Source organism: Odoribacter lunatus (assembly GCF_943193135.1).
Taxonomy (GTDB): domain Bacteria; phylum Bacteroidota; class Bacteroidia; order Bacteroidales; family Marinifilaceae; genus Culturomica; species Culturomica lunata.
Genome location: NZ_CALPCZ010000018.1, coordinates 1 through 20073 on the forward strand (window position 1 = coordinate 1; position 20073 = coordinate 20073).

Below are 20073 nucleotides of genomic sequence, written 5' to 3' on the forward strand. Positions count from 1 at the left end.
GGTTACAAACGTTCATGCTTGCCATATATGCCTATCTTAGTATATATTCGGTTGAGTGTGGAGTAGCTGTTTATTTTTGTGCGGGTGCTTGGTCGTACCTCTTGTTAAATAAACTGATAGTCTCCACACTTCTTTTTTATTTAAAACTTGCCTTTCAGGAGATTTTCAAGGCGGAGAAATAATTATTTTATATGAAAAAACTATTTTATTTATTCATGGTAGCCTTATGTGCTACGATGTTTGCGGCATGTTCAGATGATGATGACAAAGACCCATTAAATGAGGAAGAAGAAGGTGGAGAGGGCGTGATTACGATGGTAGTGGAAAATAATTATGACGATGATTATGATGTTGATTTAGATGTGTACTCTTTCAAAGAAGGCGAAATTATTACCGTAGATTGGGGAGACGGAAGTGTTGAAGAGTTTAAAACTGTTCTTGACGAGGAAAATTATGAAGAGCATAATGAAATTCGTTATTTGATAGACATAGAACATGAGTATAGTAATTCAAATCCCCATACCATTATGATTAAAGGGAACATTAAGGATTTATATTGTTACTACAATAAATTAACTTCTTTAGATGTAAGTAAGAATAAAGAATTGATTTATTTGAATTGTGAGTACAATAACTTAACTTCCTTGAATGTAAGTGGATGTACGAAATTGACTTATTTGGAGTGTGGCCACAATAACTTAACCTCTTTAGATGTAAGTAAGAATACTGCATTGACTTATTTGGATTGTGGCAACAATAACCTAACCTCTTTAGATGTGAGTAAGAATACTGCATTGACTTATTTGGATTGTGAGGACAATAACTTAACTTCTTTAGATATAAGTAAGAATAAAGAATTGATTCTGTTGGATTGTGGCGACAATAACTTCTCTTCATCTGCATTAAACAAGATTTTTTACGATTTACCTAAAGGGCGAGATTTGACAGAAGAAGAATTTCGTGAGTACTGTGATTATGGGTATAGAATAAAGCATTCAACCATTCAAATATATAGCAATCCTGGCACTAATACTTGTGACAGAAGCATTGCAGAAAAGAAGGGGTGGGATATAGTGGATAGATTGTATTAAACAGAATAAATAACAATTAATTATTAACCTTTCATCACTCCTGATACTTTCGTGTTGGGAGTGGTGAGTTTTAAAGTTTGAAAGGTATGGGAAATTGTATTGCTACAATATTCAATATTGCTTTAGGTATTTTGAATACTATACTAATAGTAAAAAATTCATCTATTCAAAAAAAGCAAAGCCAGTTTACAGCTCTAACCACTATATATTCACAGATTCAAAACTCAATTAATACTTTATTTACGGAAACGGATAAGGGAAATATCTGTATAAAAGGGATATTTGGTTTAGAAAGATTGAGAAAAACTATTAATAACGAATCCTCAATTGGGTATTCAAAAATAAATATACTGTGTTCAAAGTTGAGAGAAATTGATGCTAATATTAAATTGTTTTATAAAACTAATTTTGAATCATCCATTGATAAGGGTAATAAGTTCATGTTTTATCAATTAATAGAGCCTGTTACGAATCAAATTATTTTATTCTACGAATTAGTTACTAATGACCAAATTTCAATTGCAGCAGAAGGAGCAGAATATACAGAAGGAGATGAAAAGACAGAAGAGGAGTATTTGCAGGAAAGAGTAAAAAAGGAACTTGAACAACTTCGTGAATTTCAAAAGATATATATAATTCAGCAATAAAAAGAATATATCAAACATAAAAGTCAGCAAGTATCACCGCTTGCTGATTTTTTTATATATGGATTTTAAGTGAGAAGTTTAACTTTAAAATGTGATTGCCTATGAAACATGTATTATAAATTAATGGCATATATGCCACCTTAAAATTATAAGTAAAAAGAATGTTTAACTTTGCATTTCAGAGAATTTATTTATAATATTGCAGAGAGCAAAAGCGAGTGAAATATTGTTTGTTTAATCAGGCTGCCAATTTGGCACAAGGCAATAATTTGTTTCCAATTTAGTCCCATATTTAAGGCGTCGTTTTATAACATGCTTGTATATATGTATTTAGATTATTATGGCATTAATAAAACTTGCCTTGGTAAGGAAGAGGTCTCGGGTTCAAATCCCGATAACAGCTCAGCCGTAAAGCCTGCCTAGCAGGCTTTTTTAGTTACTTCTTTTAAACAATCTTTGTTTACCTCTCATATTTATTCTATATTTGTTAGCAAAGAATAACTAAATCATCATTTAATAAAAAACAAAATCTATGAAATTCTTTATTGACACTGCAAACCTTGACCAGATACGGGAGGCAAACGAACTGGGAGTATTGGATGGTGTAACCACAAACCCCTCCTTAATGGCAAAAGAAGGCATAAAAGGAGTGGAAAACTGTAACAAACATTACGTAGAAATCTGCAACATAGTAAAAGGAGACGTCAGTGCGGAAGTAATAGCCACAAACTATGAAGGCATGATAAAAGAGGGAACAGCCTTGGCGGCCCTACATCCCAACATCGTAGTTAAAATACCTTGCATCGCAGACGGGATAAAAGCCGTAAAATATTTCTCGGAAAAAGGAATCCGTACAAACTGTACATTAATATTCTCTCCGGGACAAGCCTTATTAGCAGCTAAAGCTGGGGCAACCTACGTATCTCCCTTTGTTGGACGTTTGGACGACATCGCCAGCGACGGAATAGAACTAGTTGAGAAAATCGTAGACATGTTCAACTACTACGACTTTGAAACACAGGTACTGGCGGCATCCATTCGGAGCACACAACACATAATGCAATGCATCGAAGCAGGAGCAGACGTTGCAACATGTCCATTAAGTGCCATAAAAGGCCTCTTAAACCATCCTCTGACAGACAGTGGATTAGAGAAATTCTTGGCAGATTATAAAAAAGTCAATCTTTAAATCCGATGCTTCTTAAACTATTTGAAGACAATCCGAATACAAAAGACATTCTTAAAATAGTAGAAATCTTGCAAAAAGGTGGGGTAATCATTTATCCCACCGATACCATTTATGCAATAGGTTGTGATATATGCAGTGTAAAAGCCGTACAGCAAGTAGCTGCGCTAAAAGGTGTCAAACCTGATAAAGCAAACTTCTCCATCATCTGTCGGGATTTGGGGCACATTGCAGAATACGCAAAAGTAAACAACACCACCTTCAAACTGATGAAACGTTCATTGCCCGGACCATTCACATTCATCTTAAACGTAACGCACAACCTGCCCAACACATTAATGAACAAACGCAAAACCATCGGAATCCGGATACCCGACAATCGTATCATTTTAGACATCGTAAAAGAACTGGGGCATCCATTATTAACAACCTCAGTTCGCGACGACGACGACATAATCGAATACATGACCGACCCCGAACTAATTTATGAAAAATATAAAAACCAGGTAGATTTGGTCATAGATGGGGGATACGGTAAAAACGTCGCATCGACAATCGTAGATTGTACAGGAAACGAAATCGAAATAATACGTCAGGGAATAGGAGAACTGGATAACTAACTACTTCTTCCAGAAAGCCTTCGTAAAAAGCACCAAAACCGTAAAAATCTCCAGACGTCCGATTAACATCAGAAAAGCCAGAAAAATCTTGGCAAAATCATTCAAATGAGAAAAATTACTCATAGGCCCAATACTCCCGAACCCCGGACCGATATTACTCATACTGCTTAAAACAGAACTGCAAGCAGTCGCAATATCCTCGGTAAAAAAAGCCATAACAATACTTCCTATACCGAACACAAGAATATAAAGAATAGAAAAACCCATGACACTATTCATAATAGTAGGGTGCACACTCTTATTATTATACTTCACATTAATCACCGCATTAGGGTGAATATTCCGCTTCATCTCGGCCACAGAATTTTTAAACAACAAAAGAACCCGGATAATCTTCATACCTCCAGACGTCGAGCCGGCACAAGCCCCCACAAACATAAGAATAAAAATAATCAGCCCCAGCAACGTCGGCCACAGCAAATAATTGGTAGAAGTAAAACCCGTACTCGTTATAGTCGTTGTCACCTGAAACAAAGCATCGCGGAAACAAGTCCCGACATTACTCCAGCCCGAAACATAAAGCCCTGTCGCAGTAAACAACGTCGTAACAAAAACAATAATCATATACCATCTGAACTCCTCATCTTGAAAAAACTTGCCGAACTCACCCTTCAAAGCAATATAATATAAATTAAAATTCGTAGCCGAAACAAGCATAAATATAATCGTAACATACTGAATATAGGAAGAATCCCAAAAAGCAATACCATCTTGTTTCGTCGAAAACCCCCCTGTACCCATCGTCGCAAAAGCATGGCAAACAGCATCAAAAAAAGACATACCTCCCACAACCAACAACACCATCTCAATAAGCGTACATGCCAGATAAAACAGCCACAACCTCCGGGCAGAAGACTTAAACGTCGTAGCCATCTTATTATGAGTTGGTCCCGTCATCTCCGCCACATACAAATCTCGTCCCTCAATACCGAGACTTGGCAAAATAGCAAGGAACAAAACCGCAATCCCCAAACCACCCAGCCACTGCGTCATCGAACGCCAAAAAAGAGAAGCGTGTGGAAGCGCTTCAACATCACTTAAAATAGAAGCACCGGTCGTCGTAAAACCGGAAATAGTCTCAAAAAAAGCATCCACAAAAGAAGGAATACTACCCCCTAAAAAAAACGGAAGACAACCGAATAACGAAAAAATCAGCCAAATAAAAGTAACCGTAAAATAACCGTCCTTCTTAGACAAAACCTTATCCGGAGCCTTAATCGAATACGCCATAAGCGCCCCCGTACATGCCGTAATAACAGCAGAAAGCAAAAACGCCCGGCTATCATATTCATGATAAATCAGAGAAATAACAACGCAAACTAAAAAACACGCACTTTCAATTAACATCAGCCGCCCGATAAGACGGACAATGAATCGAATATTAATCATAACAACACATTATTTTTGGAAATACTTGATAACCTTCTTGACAGCACTAGGCAAAGCGAAAATAACCACATGGTCCCCCGCAGCAATCTGTACATCCCCCTTAGCGATAAGCGTCTCCTCTCCGCGGATAACCCCCCCGATAGTTGCATCATCCGGGAAATGCATATCCTTCAACTCATACTTGGTAATCTTGGAACCCTCTTCAGCCTCCAGCTCAAAAACCTCCGCCTCCGAAAACGTCAGAAACTTCATATGCTTGACATCCACATTCATCGTATAACCGTAAATATGGGAAGCGGCAATAAGCTTCGTATTAATCAAAGTACCGATACCGATATTCTCTGCCAAATCAATATAATCAATATTCTCCACCTCCGCCACACTCTTTTTCACCCCCATCTTCTTAGCTAACAAACAAGACAGAATATTAGTCTCCGACGACTTCGTCACACTGATAAACGCATCAATATTCTTAATCCCCTCCTCCCGTAAAAGAGACAAATCCCGTCCGTCCCCATTTATAATAAGAGTCGATTTCAGCTTATCGGCCAATTGGATACACTTCTCGCGGTCCTTCTCAATAATCTTCACATTATAATGCTTCTCAAGCAAAGAAGCCGTCTTAATACCGATACGGGAAGCACCCACAATAACAATATTCTTAATCTCAAGCTGCTCCTTCCCGCACAACGTAAAAACATTTGAAACAAAAGAAGGCTTCGTAACAACAAAAATCAAATCGCCATACTTCAAAACCTCATTACCATGGGGAATAATCGTCTTATTCTCCCGCTTAATAGCCACAAGGCGAAACTGATCGGCACCGTAAATCTCACCCATCTTGGCAAGAGTATGATTCAAAATAAGGGCATTATCCCACAACTTAATCCCGATTAACTGCAAACGTCCGTCCGAAAACTCATGCAACTGCCTCGAACCGATTTGCTTCAAAGCAGTAACAATCTCCTCCGCAGCCAGCCTCTCCGGATAAATAAGCGTATCAATACCGATAGACTTTAAATACTCCGCATTCTCATTCTCCAGATACTCACTATTATTCACCCGCGCAATAGTACGTTTCGCACCCAACTTCTTAGCGAGAATAGCCGAATTTATATTCTGGTCCTCAAGAGGATTCACCGCAATATACAAATCACACTTCCCCACCTCCGCATCCTTCAGCGCCCCGATAGAAGTACACGACCCCACAACAGACATAATATCCAATTGACTCTCCAAATTCTCCACCTTCTCCTGATCAGAATCAATCAATAAAATATTATGCTCCTGTCTGCTAAGCATCTTGGCAAGATGCGTGCCAACCGCACCGGCACCGGCAATAACAATATTCATACCTATTGACTTTAGCTCATTTCAACCGCAAATTTAAGCGAAATGCACCTTACTTAATCCGTTCAACTACTTTTTTTTCAAAGAAACCGGAAGATGAACATCACCCTCCTCCTCCGTAAAACGGACAGCAACGCCCAACTGCTCGCAAACCCTCCTCCATGCCTGCCGGCAATAATACCGGTTAGACCCGTCCACCACCACCAGCTCCGGAACACAATCGGACAACCGTAAAAAAGAATCGGGATAAACATTACGGGTAACAATCCACACCCCGCCCTCGGGACGAACACTGGAAAGCGAATCAATAACATAAAACCTACCCGCCTCACAAGCCAGACACCCCTCGCAAAAACTCATATCCGGATGGATAAAACCCATACCACCATCCAGCAATTGAACCCTGTTCAAGCGTGCATAAGAACACAACAAAGGCGAAGGAGTAGGAGAGAGGCTACTCCTCAAAACAACCCCATATCCCTTATCCTGTAAAAAAATCTCACTATGTGCGTAACGATGAAAAACAACCACCTCACATCTACGTCTCAAACAACAATCATACAGACAAGAATAAACACACAAAACAAACAGACAAACAACAGCCAGCGATAAAAACACCTTACTGCGCCTCAAAACATAAACAAAAAACAAAACCATCCAGCCATACCAAAGCAAAACATGAGCCACACTCGGATACAGACACCTGACCTGTAAATTAATACAATTAAAAACACCCAACACATACACCAAAAAACCGCACAAACCTTCAATAAGCACAGAACAGCATCCCCCCACAAAATCAGGAAGCAGCAAACACAAAGCACCCCCGTACAGCAAAAGCGTACAAAGAGGAACAGCAACCAAATTCACAAGAAAACTATTTAAACTGACAGCGTGAAAATAATAAACACACAAAGGCAACGTCGCCACTTGGGCCGACACACTGACACCGACCGGCAACGCCAGCTTGCCCAAAACGGAAAACACCCTCTTCAACACCGGATAAACACAGACAACACCGGTATAAGCCGCATAAGAAAGCTGCATACTCACCGAAAAAAGAGCATAAGGATTAAAAACAAGAGCAACCAAAGCAGAAGCGGCAATCGAATTAAGAGCCGAATAATCCCGGTTAAACACCCTGCTTAGCGTCAAAAAAGTCAGAATATGCGCTGCACGGACAACCGAAGGAGACAACCCTGTAACACAGGCATAAGCCCACAAAACAGGAAGCAAAAACACCTGCATCCTCCTGCCGGAAAAAACCGCAAACCTGAAAAAACAAGTCAGCAACAGCCACACCGCACCCGTATGCAAACCCGAAACAGCCAACAAATGCATCGTCCCCGTCTCGGCAAACAGAGAACGCGTCTCCGAAGAAAGCCCCATTTTATCCCCCAGACACAAAGCACATATCATAGAAAAAGCAAGAGAATCACGGAACACACCTTCCGCCTTCTGAACCAGCCGCCTTCTCACATCGGAAAAATAATAACAAGGACGCCCGGAGCGCCCCACCAGCAAAACAGAATCCACCACCTGCGCACGGACATGCACATCCCGCCGCTCCAAAAAACGGTAAAAATCGAAAACACCCGAACGAAACCGTCGCGGCAACCTCGACAAACGGGCAGTAAATCGGAGAGAATCACCCGGAACAAACACCTGGGAAGACTCAAAACAAAAATAACAGCCATCCACAGAAGCAAGATGAGAATGGGACGACAAACCCTTCTCATAGCGGCAGGACAACTCAACAGGGCAACTCGGCAAACAAAGCGGAGTCGGCTTACTCACATACGCACCGCATAAAAACAGACAGGGAAAAAGAAACAAAAACGAAAAACGGCGGGTCGCGGAAAAAACAAAAAATAACCCTCCGCACCCGTAACACCCCCAAAGCCAGACAACAGAAAAATCCAACTCGGCACATAAAACACCTCCCGCCCACAAACACAACGGGAACAACAAAGGAACCTTATGATACAGCACAACAAACAGACACCATAATAAAACTAATCAACACAATTTAAGACAATATTATGGAATCTCGATGCAAAAAAAGAAAAACATCACTTGGGAAGAACCACCTTATACGTCGCCCTGAACTTACCCATACTGATATTATTCAACTTATTGCGCAACAAACGCTTCTTCAAAGACGAAAGATGATCCGTAAAAACAATCCCCTCCAGATGATCATACTCATGCTGAATAATCCAGGCCTTAATCCCCTCAAACACCTCCTCCTTCCGCTCGCCCTTCTCATCCTCATACACCATGCGGATGCGATTCTTCCTCTTCACATCCTCATGAATACCGGGAACACTCAGGCAACCCTCATTCCGGCTAACCTCCTCACCGTCCCGTTCAACAATATGGGCATTAATAAAAGCCCTCCTGAAACCGGCGCAATCCGGATCCATCTCCGCAAAAGCACTCCCGTCCACCACAAAAACACGGATACTCTTGCCCACCTGCGGAGCCGCAAGCCCCACACCATCGGCCTCATCCATCGTTTGGAACATATCCTTCAAAAACTTCTCCAAATCGGGAAAATCTGCCGGAATATCCTCCGAAACCTTTCGGAGAACCGGATGACCGTAAATCACAATCGGTAATAACATATCTTCACACTATAAATGATTAACTGAATATTGGTGGCTCGAAAGATAAGAACTCAAAATAATCGTCGCACTCATCGTATCAATAAGAGACTTATCCTGCCGCACCTTCCTTTTGGCCCCCCCCTCAAGCAAAGCCCGGTGCGCCAGCACCGAAGTAAAACGCTCATCATACAACTCCACCGGAATATCCGGAAACCTCCTCCTTAGAGCCGTCAGAAAAGGCCGGATATAACCCATACACTCCGAATCCTCATTATTCATCTGCTTCGGATGACCCACAACAAACAAATCCACCTTCTCCATAGCAACATACTGCTGTAAAAACTCAAGAATCTCATGAGGACCCACAGTCCTCAAACCATTGGCAATAATACGTTCAGGATCCGTAACAGCGACACCCACTCGCTTCCTACCGTAATCAATAGCTAAAATCCTGCCCACAACTACTCAATAATAATAAAAATATCCTCCTCCTCATTCTTCATCAGATACTGCTCCCGCGCAAACTTCTCCAAATTATCCCGGTTACTGATTAACTCCTGCATCTTACGGTTATCCTCCTCAATCCGCCGCTCATAATAAACCTTCTCCTTCGTCAAAGTATTAATCTTATTGCGCAACTGCGCCTTCTCGACAAAACTATTCTTATCGAAAAAAGAAATCCATACCAAAAAAAGCAAACCAACCAGCGTATACTTATTGGTAAACCTTCTTATAACCTTACGAAATTTGGATAAATCATACTTCAACATGCTACAAATTTAGGGGAAAAAAACAGGAAATCAAACTTAAAATCATTAAATTTGTAAGCAAATTCTAAAAACAACAAACATGGCCTTTAACTTAAAAAACAGAAACTTCTTGAAGCTGCTAGACTTCACCCCACAGGAAATCAAATACCTGCTGGACCTCTCCGCCGACTTGAAAAAAGCAAAATACACAGGCACCGAACAACCTCGTCTCACGGGAAAAAACATCGCGTTAATCTTTGAAAAAGACTCCACACGCACCCGCTGCTCCTTTGAAGTAGCCGCACACGACCAGGGAGCCCACGTCACCTACCTCGGACCTTCCGGCTCACAGATAGGCAAAAAAGAATCCATGAAAGACACCGCGCGCGTACTCGGAAGAATGTTTGACGGAATAGAATACAGAGGATTCGCACAGGAAATCGTAGAAGAACTCGCACAATACGCAGGCGTACCCGTATGGAACGGACTCACAAACGAATTCCATCCCACCCAGATACTCGCCGACTTCCTCACCATGACCGAACACATCGATAAACCCTTAAACCAAATAACCTACGCCTACATGGGAGACGCCAGATACAACATGGGCAACTCACTCATGGTAGGAGGAGCCAAAATGGGCATGGACGTAAGAATCATTGCGCCCAAAAGCCTCCAGCCCGACCCGGAACTGGTAAAAACCTGTAAACAAATAGCTGCCGAAACAGGAGCGAAAATAACAGTCACCGACAACATCCAAGAAGGCGTAAAAGGATGCGACTTCCTCTACACCGACGTATGGGTATCCATGGGAGAACCCCAGGAAGTATGGAAAGAAAGAATCCAACTTCTCTTACCCTACCAGATAAATAAAAAAGTAATGGAAATGACAGGAAACAAAAACTGCAAATTCATGCACTGCCTCCCTGCATTCCATAACCTGGAAACAACAGTCGGGAGAGACGTATACAAACAATTCGGCTTAGACGCACTCGAAGTAACGGAAGAAATATTCGAATCACCCAACTCCATCGTATTTGATGAAGCGGAAAACAGAATGCACACCATAAAAGCAATAATGGTAGCAACACTGGGAGCCTGAAACATAAAACAAAAATAGCGGGAAATACTTCCCGCTACTCTTTATAACTCTCAATACACGACTTCTCGTCATCGTAAATCTCCAGAATCATCTGCAAATGCAACAAATCAAAAACAGCCCGCACCTCCTTTGACAAACCGCAGAGCTTAAGCATAGAACCATTACTCTTGGCAACCTTCACCAAAGCAATAATACAACCGATACCGCTGCTGTCAATAAACTCAATCCCCTCCAAATTAAAAACCATCTTGACGCCGGGTGAAACCAATTCCGCTTTTAATTCCGACTTAACCTCCTCAATAACGGCTAAAGTGAATCTTGAAAGATGGGCAAACTGGGCAATCTTAACCCCATCCTTTTGTGAAATTTTGATAATCATACATTGTCCTTTTTTAATGATTTAATTTATGATAAAGATAAGAAAAAACACATAAAACTCAAAATCATTTTTGTTATGAAATTAATTTTTTAAGAATAAATAAAAATTATACCTTTGTTGAGCCTGCAAACTATAACGTTTGCAAAACAAAAAAGCAACAACTAATACAATAACCAAAATGAAAACAACACCGTTTACTCACTTCCACGAAACATTGGGCGCACGGATGGCCCCCTTTGCCGGCTACAACATGCCGATAGAATATACGGGAATCAAAGATGAACACATGGTAGTCCGCGAAAAAGTCGGAGTATTCGACGTCTCCCACATGGGAGAATTCTGGATAAAAGGCCCCAAAGCCTTCGAACTCGTCCAAAAACTCACATCCAACGACGTAGCCCTCCTGGTCGACGGGAAAGTACAATACAGCTGTTTCACCAACGAAACCGGAGGAATCGTCGACGACCTGCTCGTCTATCGCTTTAGCGCCGAAAAATACCTCCTGGTCGTAAACGCAGCCAACATAGAAAAAGACTGGAACTGGGTCGTAAAACATGGCGAACAGCTGGGCATGAAACCCGGAGTAGAACTGGAAAACGCCTCCGACAACACCTGCCAGCTCGCAATACAAGGCCCCTTAGCCTTAAAAGCCATGCAAAAACTCACCGACGCCAACGTCACCGACATGGAATACTACACCTTCAAAGAAATACCCTTTGCCGGAATAGACAAAGTAATATTCTCCACAACCGGATACACCGGTTCAGGCGGATGTGAAATATACGCATACAACAAAGACGCCGACAAACTCTGGAACGCCGTATTTGAAGCCGGCAAAGAATTCGGAATACAGCCCATCGGACTGGGGGCACGCGACACACTGCGCCTCGAAGCAGGATTCTGCCTCTACGGGCATGAAATCGACGACGACCATTCGCCCATCGAAGCTGGACTCGGATGGATAACCAAATTCGTACCCGGCAACGACTTCGTAAACAGAGCTTACCACGAAAAACTCAAAGAAGACAAACCCGCCCGCTACCTCAAAGGATTCGTCATCGAAGACAAAGGAATCGCACGGCAGGGATATCCCATCGAAGACGAACAGGGCAACCAGATAGGCATCGTATGCTCCGGAACAGTATCCCCGCTCACAGGAAAATCCATAGGAACAGGATACGTAAAAAGCGGATACCACAAACTCGACTCCGTCATATACATCCGGGTCAGAAACAAAGCCCTCAAAGCCAAAATCGTAAAAACGCCATTCTTTTAATAAAAAACAATAAATATTCACAACTAACACTTTAAAAAAATGAGAAAGCATATCTTTAACGCAGGACCCTGCAAACTACCCGATGCAACATTAAAAAACACCGCGGCAGCCGTATTGGAATTCGGCAACACCGGACAATCCATCATGGAAGTATCACACCGCTCAGCAGACTTCCAGGCAGTCTACGATGAAGCAGTTGCCCTGTTCAAGGAAGTATTGAACATCCCCGACAACTACCACGTACTATTCTTAGGAGGAGGCGCCAGCATGCAATTCTGCATGATACCTTACAACTTCCTGAAAAAGAAAGCCGGCTACGTAAACACCGGAACATGGTCTACCGCAGCCATCAAAGAAGCAAAACTATGGGGTGAAGTACAGCTCGTAGCATCCTCCGAAGCAGACGGATTCACATACTATCCGGAATTTACAATCCCTTCCGACATAGACTACATGCACATCACCTCCAACAACACCATCCGGGGAACGGAAATCTTCAAAGACCTCGACTCACCCGTACCCTTGATAGCCGACATGTCATCCGACATTTGCAGCCGTCCGGTAGATGTATCCAAATACGCCATGATATACGGCGGATGCCAGAAAAACCTCGGACCTGCCGGAGTCACATTCGTCATCATCAAAGATGAATTCCTAAAACAGGTAGTAGCCGACAGACCCATACCTACCATGTTGAAATACCAGACACACGTAGACAAAGGCTCCATGTACAACACACCTCCCTGCATCAACATATTCGGAGTAAAAGAAACCTTAAAATGGGTAAAAGAAATGGGCGGCGTAAAAGAAATGGAAAAACGCGCCATCGAACGCGCTGACGCCATCTACAAAGAACTCGAAAACAGCAAAATGTTCCGTCCGGTAGTAAAAGAAGGCTCTCGCTCCAGAATGAACATACCATTCTTATTAAGAGAAGGATACGAATCATTGGAAAAAGAATTCCTCGACTTCTGCAAAACAAAAAACATCGTCGGAGTAAAAGGACACCGCTCCGTAGGCGGATTCCGGGCTTCAACCTACAACGCTTGTACAATGGAAGACGTAAACGCCCTGGTTTCAGCCATGAAAGAATTTGAAGCAGCTCATAAATAAAAAACAAAAGATATTATTACAATGACAAAAGTTTTAATAGCAACGGACAAACCTTTTGCACCTATAGCAGTAAAAGGAATACGTGAAATAGTGGAAGCCAGTGGATATGAACTGGTACTGCTGGAAAAATACACCTCTCCGGAAGAACTGATTGCAGCCGTAGCCGACGTAGACGCCATGATCATCCGCTCGGACAAAGCAACCAAAGAAGTAATCGACGCCGCAAAAAAACTAAAAGTAATCGTAAGGGCGGGAGCAGGTTACGACAACATAGACCTGCAGGCTTGCACAGATAAAGGCATAGTAGCCATGAACACCCCCGGACAAAACTCAAACGCCGTAGCCGAACTCGTATTCGGCATGGCGGTATACATGGCGCGCAACTTCTACAACGGAAAATCAGGGCATGAACTGAAAGGCAAAAAAATCGGAATACACGCCTACGGCAACGTAGGACAAAACGTAGGACGCATCGCCAAAGGATTCGGCATGGAAGTATACGCATTCGACCCATTCATGACGGCAGAGCAAATCAAAGCCGCAGGAGCAACACCGCTCACCTCCGTAGAAGAAATGTACGGCATGTGCGATTACGTATCCTTACACATCCCGGCCACCGAAAAAACCAAAAAATCCATCAACTACGAACTGGTAAACCGGATGCCGAAAGGCGGCGTACTAATTAACACGGCACGCAAAGAAGTAATCGATGAAGAAGGACTGGTAAAATTAATGGCAGACCGTCCCGATTTGAAATACATCTCCGACATCGCACCCGACAATGCCGCCGAATATGCACCCTTTGAAGGACGCTACTTCTTCACACCCAAAAAAATGGGAGCCCAGACAGAAGAAGCCAACATCAACGCCGGACTCGCTGCAGCACGTCAGATTGTAGCTTATCTTGAACACGGCGACGCCAAATTTAAAGTAAACAAATAACACATACCATGGCAATAGTAAAACCATTCAGAGGGCTGCGTACACCCAACCAGGCTGTTTGTGAAGAACTCGCCTGCCTGCCCTACGACGTCATGAACTCCGAAGAAGCCGCCCAAATGGCAGCCGGAAAACCGAAATCCTTGCTCCACGTTACGCGTGCGGAAATAGACTGTCCGGCAGGAACCGACATACACTCCGAAACCGTATACAACAAAAGCGTTGAAAACTTCAAAATATTTCAGGAAAAAGGCTGGCTCGTGCAGGATGAACAACCCAAATTCTACATCTACGCACAGACCATGGACGGCAGGACACAATACGGAATCGTAGGCTGTGCCGCTTGCGAAGACTACATGAACGGAATCATCAAAAAACACGAACTGACCCGTCCCGACAAAGAAGAAGACCGGATGGTACTCACCCGTTACGTAAACGCAAACCTGGAACCCGTATTCTTCTCCTACCGTGCCGTACCCGAAATAGACGCAATCGTAGAAAACATCGTTAAAAACCAAAAAGCAGACTACGACTTCGTCGCCGAAGACGGATTCGGACACCACTTCTGGGCAATCAACGAACCCGAAACCAACAAACGGTTGGAAGAACTCTTTGCAACAAAAGTGCCATACACCTACGTAGCCGACGGACACCACCGCACAGCTGCTGCCGCACGCATCGGAGCCGAATACAAAGCAAAAAATCCGAAACACAACGGCAGCGAAGAATACAACTTCTTCATGGCAGTACACTTCCCGGACAACCAATTGAAAATCATCGACTACAACCGGGTAGTCAAAGACCTGAACGGATTGACCGAAGCGCAGTTGCTCGAAAAACTGGAAACACAATTCACCGTAGAAAAAATAGGGACGGAAATCCACCATCCTGCCCGTCTGCATGAATTCAGCATGTACCTCGCAGGCAACTGGTACAAACTGACCGCCAAACCGGGAAGCTACAACGACAGCGACCCCATAGGCGTACTCGACGTAACCATCCTCTCCAAACACGTACTGGCCGACATACTGGACATACAAGACCTGCGGACCTCCAAACGCATCGACTTCGTAGGAGGCATCCGTGGATTGGGAGAACTCAAAAAGCGGGTAGACAGCGGCGAAATGAAAGTAGCCTTCGCGCTCTATCCCGTATCCATGGAACAACTCTTGAACATAGCCGACACCGGCAACATCATGCCGCCCAAAACCACTTGGTTTGAACCCAAACTACGTTCAGGACTAGTCATCCATAAAATCTAAAACAAACACCCCCGCCTGACAGCGGGGGTGTTTTTCACATAAATAATACTCTGTTCCGTTTCTCCATACTGAATTTATATCATACTTAAGATATACACAAAACTCCTTATCGCTTTTTATTTTGGTATCTCCTAAAGATTATATCATATAATATAAATTTATCGCAAAACCAAACCATATAATACAGTTTGATTGTGCGATAAATTAAAACCAATATATAAAAAGTGAGCTACTCTTTTAATTATCTTATTCTAAAAAATTTTTGATAATCGGTTGTATAGTAGTGGGAAGATCTGTTTCCACCGCTAAAAATCTTTTCACTCCCATTTCGTGAAACCACTCTTCAAGAACATGAATAAGTGGATCGCGTTGAGTCGGGGTATAAGGATTTACTTCAAGCATCAACACCTCGAGATTTTCCAAACCTTGACGTTTGGTGATTAATGAAGAATTAGCTTTTGCCAATGTTTGCGGGAGTACATAACTATAAGCATTGCCTTGTTGTTGCTTATTATTGGCATAATACAAATATCCGTCTGTCAGTATAATAATTATATTACGAGCATTAGGGCGGATACATAACTGGTCTACTTTTTTATTGCTAAAAAAATCCCAAATATCACATCCGATAAAATTTTGTTGTTCAAGTGCTACATTATATATTTGAGAAAGGTTTGTTAAAAAATTTGTTTTCATGCTATCTAAAGCTGTGCGTTTTTTAACACCTTTTAATGTCGCAATTTCAACGCTTAAACCTTGAGCCAGAGTGCTTATCTCCTGAATATGGGGTGTAGGATAAAAAAATACCTTTATACTATTCTGACTATTTAAAATCTGAGGTCCTAAGGTTTGTTGTTTGAAATAATCCGTCAAATAAGCGATAATAGCTGTATCTCGGCTCATTTGTGATGGAGGAAAAGTTGCGCGTGTCAATCGATCCGAAAGGTCAATAAAGACAGATATATTCAAAGTCGGAGCTTGTTGTTTCGCTGTATCTTCTTTCTTTGTATTACAGGAGAATAGCAAAAGAAATATAGATAAAATAAATAGGTTTCTCATTTTATTATTTTTGAAGAATAAGAGTATTAATGGTTTGAGTGAATATATTTTGGGCTTGCGTTTGTTCATTTAATGAACAGCTAAGTACCTGCATTTGAGTAATCCATCCGCTGAAAAAATTATTCATTTCAGTACGGATTGCGGTATAATCAATATAAACTTGATTTCCTAACTTGGAAGTTAGGATTTTAATATCATTTTGATGTCTTGATATATCATTTTCAAGTTCGTTGATTTTAATCTTGTAATTCTTGTTTTCTTCTTCTAAAACACTCATCTCTCTTGAGATACTTTCAAGTCGGGTTTTGTTTAAATCCATAGCATGATAGGCGGTCATACACATATCAAAAACAATACCCCAAATAATATAGACAATAAAACCGCAGAAAATAACCGCCCAGGTATTAATATCTGTAAAAGCTAATTTTAATGTATATTTTTCTCCAAGCGGAATAGACCCAGATATCATTCCTAATTCATGCAAATTTTTACCGATTTTATAGGCTAAAATACTGTCAAAAGCTACTGTTACAAGTAGAATAGCAGCTATCTTCAGATACTTGTCATTTCCTTTTTGCATGGAGAACGAATGCAAGCCGAATCCAAGTCCCAAAAAGATAATAGGAGCACTTAAAACAAATAGCAATTCAGTCCAACTTTGTTTGTAAGCATTGTTCAGTGCATGTGGGTCAAACATACTGTTAAGCACGGAAGTACCCATACTTTCTGCATCGGCAAAAAAAGCAGAATAAAACGTAGAACTGTAAAATAAAAACAAGTAAACTGTCAAAGGAACAATAATGAATAATCCTATAATTAAATGTAGGCGTTGGTCTTTATTGATTTTTTCCTTACTTTCATTAATTTCTTGTTTTTCATGTTTTAATTCTTCGATTTTATTTTTATTATCATTAATACAATCATGAGAGAGTCTGATTTTAGCATGACACTCTTCAATATTTGTATTCCGCTGTTCTATCTCCGCTTGGGTATTTTTTCGGGCTTGTTCTTGCAATTCTTTATTCTCTGCCTGCTCCCTATAAATGTAATTATATACATTGTGCAAATAGGGAGTCAGTGCATTCAAACTACTTTCTACAATACCGCAAATACGTAAGCCCCAATGCCGATACGTTTCACCTTCTTGGCGTGACTCCGAATTTCTTGCAGCTGGTGCAATAGGAACCTGTTCTGTCCTAACGGTGGTGAATAATTGTTTTATATTATTTATAAATTCCATGATATTCTATCATTTAAGCATTGGCAATTTCTTTTAATACTTCCTCAAGACCTACTCCGTTTTTTACCTGTTCGAGGAGAAATGTGGCAATATTTTCAGCATTTTCCTCCAGAAATCCCAAACGGATAACATAACGATGTAACAAATTCTTTTCCGTTGAATCAATTTCACCGTCTGCCCATGCAATTTCTGCTAACTCATAGAGAATGCGGATACGTTCTTCTACGCTTTCAGGAACAATAAAAGAAGTTCCGGCAGATACAACATATTGATTGATTTCATCGGGTGTAAGATGATAATTTTCGCTACCTATTCGATAAAAAGTTTCGAGTTCTTTGGCTGCAACAATCCCGTCAGCCATAATCATACTGTATAGGCTGAGAAAATGCGATTTAAGCTTTTCCTTCATGATTAATATATTTTAATTAGTAAACCCTCCACCCTTTATTTTCTGCAATGCTCTTATTGCAGGTTTCTGTGCCAGGATTGTTATATATATAAAGCCATCCCTGTGTAACTACAGGTAAATCTGTAAAAATCTTGTTTAGAGCTTCTGCATCGAATTCATTCCTCCTACAATCCAATTCCGTCAATTCTGTATTTTTACTAACATCTAAAGAGGTAAGTTCATTATCACTTAAATCCACTTCTTGTAGTAAAGAACCATTAGAAAGGTCGATTGTTGTGATTTCATTAGAAGATAAATCTAAACTTTCCAACTGGCTCCCTTTGGGAATACTTAATTCTTTCAGTTCATTATCACTTAAATCCACTTCTTGTAATAAAGAACAATTAGAGAGATCGATTGTAGTGATTTCATTTTCAGCTAAGTTTAATTTTTCCAACTGGCTCCCTTTGGGGATATTTAATTCTTTCAGCTTATTGTAATAAAGGTCTAAAATTTTTAGGTTTTTACAGTCATTTATATTAAGTGATTCTAAGTTGTTATAATAATGTGAATCACTGCTTAAATAACAATAACTTAATTTAGAACAACCGTCTGCGTTTAAGGATTTTAAACGACTATCTCTAATTTTCAAATACCTTAATTCCGTAAAACCTGCTATATCTATTTCGTAAATATTTTGATTTTCTAAACTCAATCCTACTAAGCTATTGCATTTTTTTAAATCAATAGCCGTGATCTCTTCATAAGTCGCCTCAAACCATCTCAAATTTTTAGCACTGATTATTACGTTATATTTTCCTGAAACATCGTATTTATGTGAATTTGATTGAGTAATACTTCCATCACCCCAATCAATGCTTAAATCTGTAGGAAAAGGTATTCGGCCAATACTGGAAATTAGTGAACTATCACGATCGTCGTAATTAAGCCATTCTTCATTGTCTAACGTAAATTTAACAGTACTGTTTACATCAATCGTCAGAGTAATCGTCCGGACAATATTCGGGTCAGTCGGATCTTCTTTCGGGGAATCTTTGTCATCGTCATCATCAGAACATGACACACAACACATTGTAGCAAAAGCTACCAGCAATAACATAAATAATTTTTTCATAGCTGTTATGAATTTAGCACCTTCAATTCCCCAAAAGGTAAGTTTGTAAAATACGAAAAGCGTGGGAATTTTAGTTTATCTGTTAAAGGTATCGCCAAACACCCGAATAGAAATAAACAGTCACCCACGCTTAGCCGGGTATATAAGGATTATATACGGCAAGCATGAACGTTTGTACTGTATCCTTCTATTCAAAATTTTGGCGATTTTTTAACAAGGATAAGCTAAACGCTTCAAATTTCAATATGTTGCTGTGGATTCCTCCAACAGCGAAACAAATGTAAGTAAATTTTAATTCTATACAAAGTTTGTGATATTTTCCGTAGTTACTGCGATAATATAAGGTATGAACTGTAGGGTAACCGGGAGTCTTTTCTGGGTTTTAACTGGGTTAAAGCTGGGTATATACTGCTTGTGACCAGTAAAAAGATAGGAAATAAGGAGAAAATAACTGCGAAATAGTATTCTTTATTTTTGAT

General features: G+C 40.8%; 21 protein-coding genes. 10 read left to right on the forward strand and 11 right to left on the reverse strand.

What is annotated here, in order from left to right; genetic code table 11:
* From NFR61_RS07745 to NFR61_RS07765, 5 genes are all read left to right on the forward strand, one after another.
* A partial coding sequence (locus tag NFR61_RS07745; protein ID WP_251622527.1) for a hypothetical protein occupies window positions 1–182 on the forward strand: 182 nt, incomplete at its 5' end.
* Between the two features lie 9 nt (window positions 183–191).
* Window positions 192–1091, forward strand: coding sequence for a leucine-rich repeat domain-containing protein (locus tag NFR61_RS07750; protein ID WP_251622535.1), 900 nt, complete (start codon window positions 192–194; stop codon window positions 1089–1091).
* A gap of 86 nt (window positions 1092–1177) precedes the next feature.
* Complete coding sequence (locus NFR61_RS07755; RefSeq protein WP_251622537.1) at window positions 1178–1738, forward strand: hypothetical protein; 561 nt, start codon at window positions 1178–1180, stop codon at window positions 1736–1738.
* A 532-nt stretch (window positions 1739–2270) separates the two neighbouring features.
* Entirely contained in the window at window positions 2271–2927 is a 657-nt protein-coding gene (gene fsa / locus NFR61_RS07760; RefSeq protein ID WP_251622539.1) for a fructose-6-phosphate aldolase, read from the forward strand.
* A gap of 5 nt (window positions 2928–2932) precedes the next feature.
* Window positions 2933–3544 (forward strand): L-threonylcarbamoyladenylate synthase, encoded by a 612-nt coding sequence (locus NFR61_RS07765; protein ID WP_251622548.1) that lies wholly within the window; start codon window positions 2933–2935, stop codon window positions 3542–3544.
* Here the strand turns inward: NFR61_RS07765 and NFR61_RS07770 are convergent, their stop codons facing one another.
* From NFR61_RS07770 to NFR61_RS07795, 6 genes are all read right to left on the reverse strand, one after another.
* Window positions 3545–4993 carry a TrkH family potassium uptake protein gene (locus NFR61_RS07770; protein ID WP_251622550.1) on the reverse strand — a complete coding sequence of 483 codons (1449 nt, stop codon included), beginning with the start codon at window positions 4991–4993 and terminating at the stop codon, window positions 3545–3547.
* Between the two features lie 9 nt (window positions 4994–5002).
* The gene (gene trkA / locus NFR61_RS07775) at window positions 5003–6346 is read right to left on the reverse strand and encodes a Trk system potassium transporter TrkA (RefSeq protein ID WP_251622552.1); all 1344 of its coding nucleotides are present in this window, start codon (window positions 6344–6346) and stop codon (window positions 5003–5005) included.
* A gap of 66 nt (window positions 6347–6412) precedes the next feature.
* Window positions 6413–8335, reverse strand: coding sequence for a ComEC/Rec2 family competence protein (locus NFR61_RS07780; protein WP_251622554.1), 1923 nt, complete (start codon window positions 8333–8335; stop codon window positions 6413–6415).
* 80 nt (window positions 8336–8415) lie between these two features.
* On the reverse strand, window positions 8416–8970 hold the full coding sequence (gene def / locus NFR61_RS07785; protein ID WP_251622563.1) for a peptide deformylase: 555 nt from the start codon (window positions 8968–8970) through the stop codon (window positions 8416–8418).
* Window positions 8971–8979: 9 nt separating this feature from the next.
* Complete coding sequence (gene ruvX, locus NFR61_RS07790; protein WP_251622570.1) at window positions 8980–9411, reverse strand: Holliday junction resolvase RuvX; 432 nt, start codon at window positions 9409–9411, stop codon at window positions 8980–8982.
* A gap of 2 nt (window positions 9412–9413) precedes the next feature.
* Window positions 9414–9722 carry an FtsB family cell division protein gene (locus tag NFR61_RS07795; protein ID WP_251622572.1) on the reverse strand — a complete coding sequence of 103 codons (309 nt, stop codon included), beginning with the start codon at window positions 9720–9722 and terminating at the stop codon, window positions 9414–9416.
* Window positions 9723–9801: 79 nt separating this feature from the next.
* Here NFR61_RS07795 and NFR61_RS07800 point away from each other — a divergent pair, with 79 nt between their 5' ends.
* The gene (locus NFR61_RS07800) at window positions 9802–10803 is read left to right on the forward strand and encodes an ornithine carbamoyltransferase (protein WP_251622575.1); all 1002 of its coding nucleotides are present in this window, start codon (window positions 9802–9804) and stop codon (window positions 10801–10803) included.
* 34 nt (window positions 10804–10837) lie between these two features.
* On the opposite strand, the gene NFR61_RS07805 is transcribed toward NFR61_RS07800, so the two are convergent.
* Window positions 10838–11182, reverse strand: a complete 345-nt coding sequence (locus NFR61_RS07805) for an STAS domain-containing protein (protein ID WP_251622577.1) — start codon at window positions 11180–11182, stop codon at window positions 10838–10840.
* A 178-nt stretch (window positions 11183–11360) separates the two neighbouring features.
* On the opposite strand from NFR61_RS07805, the gene gcvT reads away from it, so the two are divergent.
* The 4 genes from gcvT to NFR61_RS07825 are packed head-to-tail and all read left to right on the forward strand — an operon-like array spanning window position 11361 to window position 15772.
* On the forward strand, window positions 11361–12458 hold the full coding sequence (gcvT, locus tag NFR61_RS07810; RefSeq protein WP_251622585.1) for a glycine cleavage system aminomethyltransferase GcvT: 1098 nt from the start codon (window positions 11361–11363) through the stop codon (window positions 12456–12458).
* A 39-nt stretch (window positions 12459–12497) separates the two neighbouring features.
* On the forward strand, window positions 12498–13571 hold the full coding sequence (serC, locus tag NFR61_RS07815) for a 3-phosphoserine/phosphohydroxythreonine transaminase (RefSeq protein ID WP_251622593.1): 1074 nt from the start codon (window positions 12498–12500) through the stop codon (window positions 13569–13571).
* A 21-nt stretch (window positions 13572–13592) separates the two neighbouring features.
* Window positions 13593–14513, forward strand: coding sequence for a 3-phosphoglycerate dehydrogenase (locus tag NFR61_RS07820; protein WP_251622595.1), 921 nt, complete (start codon window positions 13593–13595; stop codon window positions 14511–14513).
* Between the two features lie 8 nt (window positions 14514–14521).
* Complete coding sequence (locus NFR61_RS07825) at window positions 14522–15772, forward strand: DUF1015 domain-containing protein (RefSeq protein WP_251622597.1); 1251 nt, start codon at window positions 14522–14524, stop codon at window positions 15770–15772.
* A 246-nt stretch (window positions 15773–16018) separates the two neighbouring features.
* Here the strand turns inward: NFR61_RS07825 and NFR61_RS07830 are convergent, their stop codons facing one another.
* From NFR61_RS07830 to NFR61_RS07845, 4 genes are read right to left on the reverse strand one after another with little or no spacing between them, the layout of a single operon-like run.
* Window positions 16019–16831 carry a hypothetical protein gene (locus NFR61_RS07830; protein WP_251622599.1) on the reverse strand — a complete coding sequence of 271 codons (813 nt, stop codon included), beginning with the start codon at window positions 16829–16831 and terminating at the stop codon, window positions 16019–16021.
* A gap of 4 nt (window positions 16832–16835) precedes the next feature.
* The gene (locus NFR61_RS07835) at window positions 16836–18071 is read right to left on the reverse strand and encodes a hypothetical protein (protein WP_251622601.1); all 1236 of its coding nucleotides are present in this window, start codon (window positions 18069–18071) and stop codon (window positions 16836–16838) included.
* 13 nt (window positions 18072–18084) lie between these two features.
* On the reverse strand, window positions 18085–18480 hold the full coding sequence (locus NFR61_RS07840; RefSeq protein WP_251622603.1) for a TerB family tellurite resistance protein: 396 nt from the start codon (window positions 18478–18480) through the stop codon (window positions 18085–18087).
* A gap of 16 nt (window positions 18481–18496) precedes the next feature.
* Window positions 18497–19594: a leucine-rich repeat domain-containing protein gene (locus tag NFR61_RS07845; RefSeq protein WP_251622610.1), complete on the reverse strand. Its 1098-nt coding sequence runs from the start codon at window positions 19592–19594 to the stop codon at window positions 18497–18499.
* Window positions 19595–20073 lie beyond the last annotated feature (479 nt).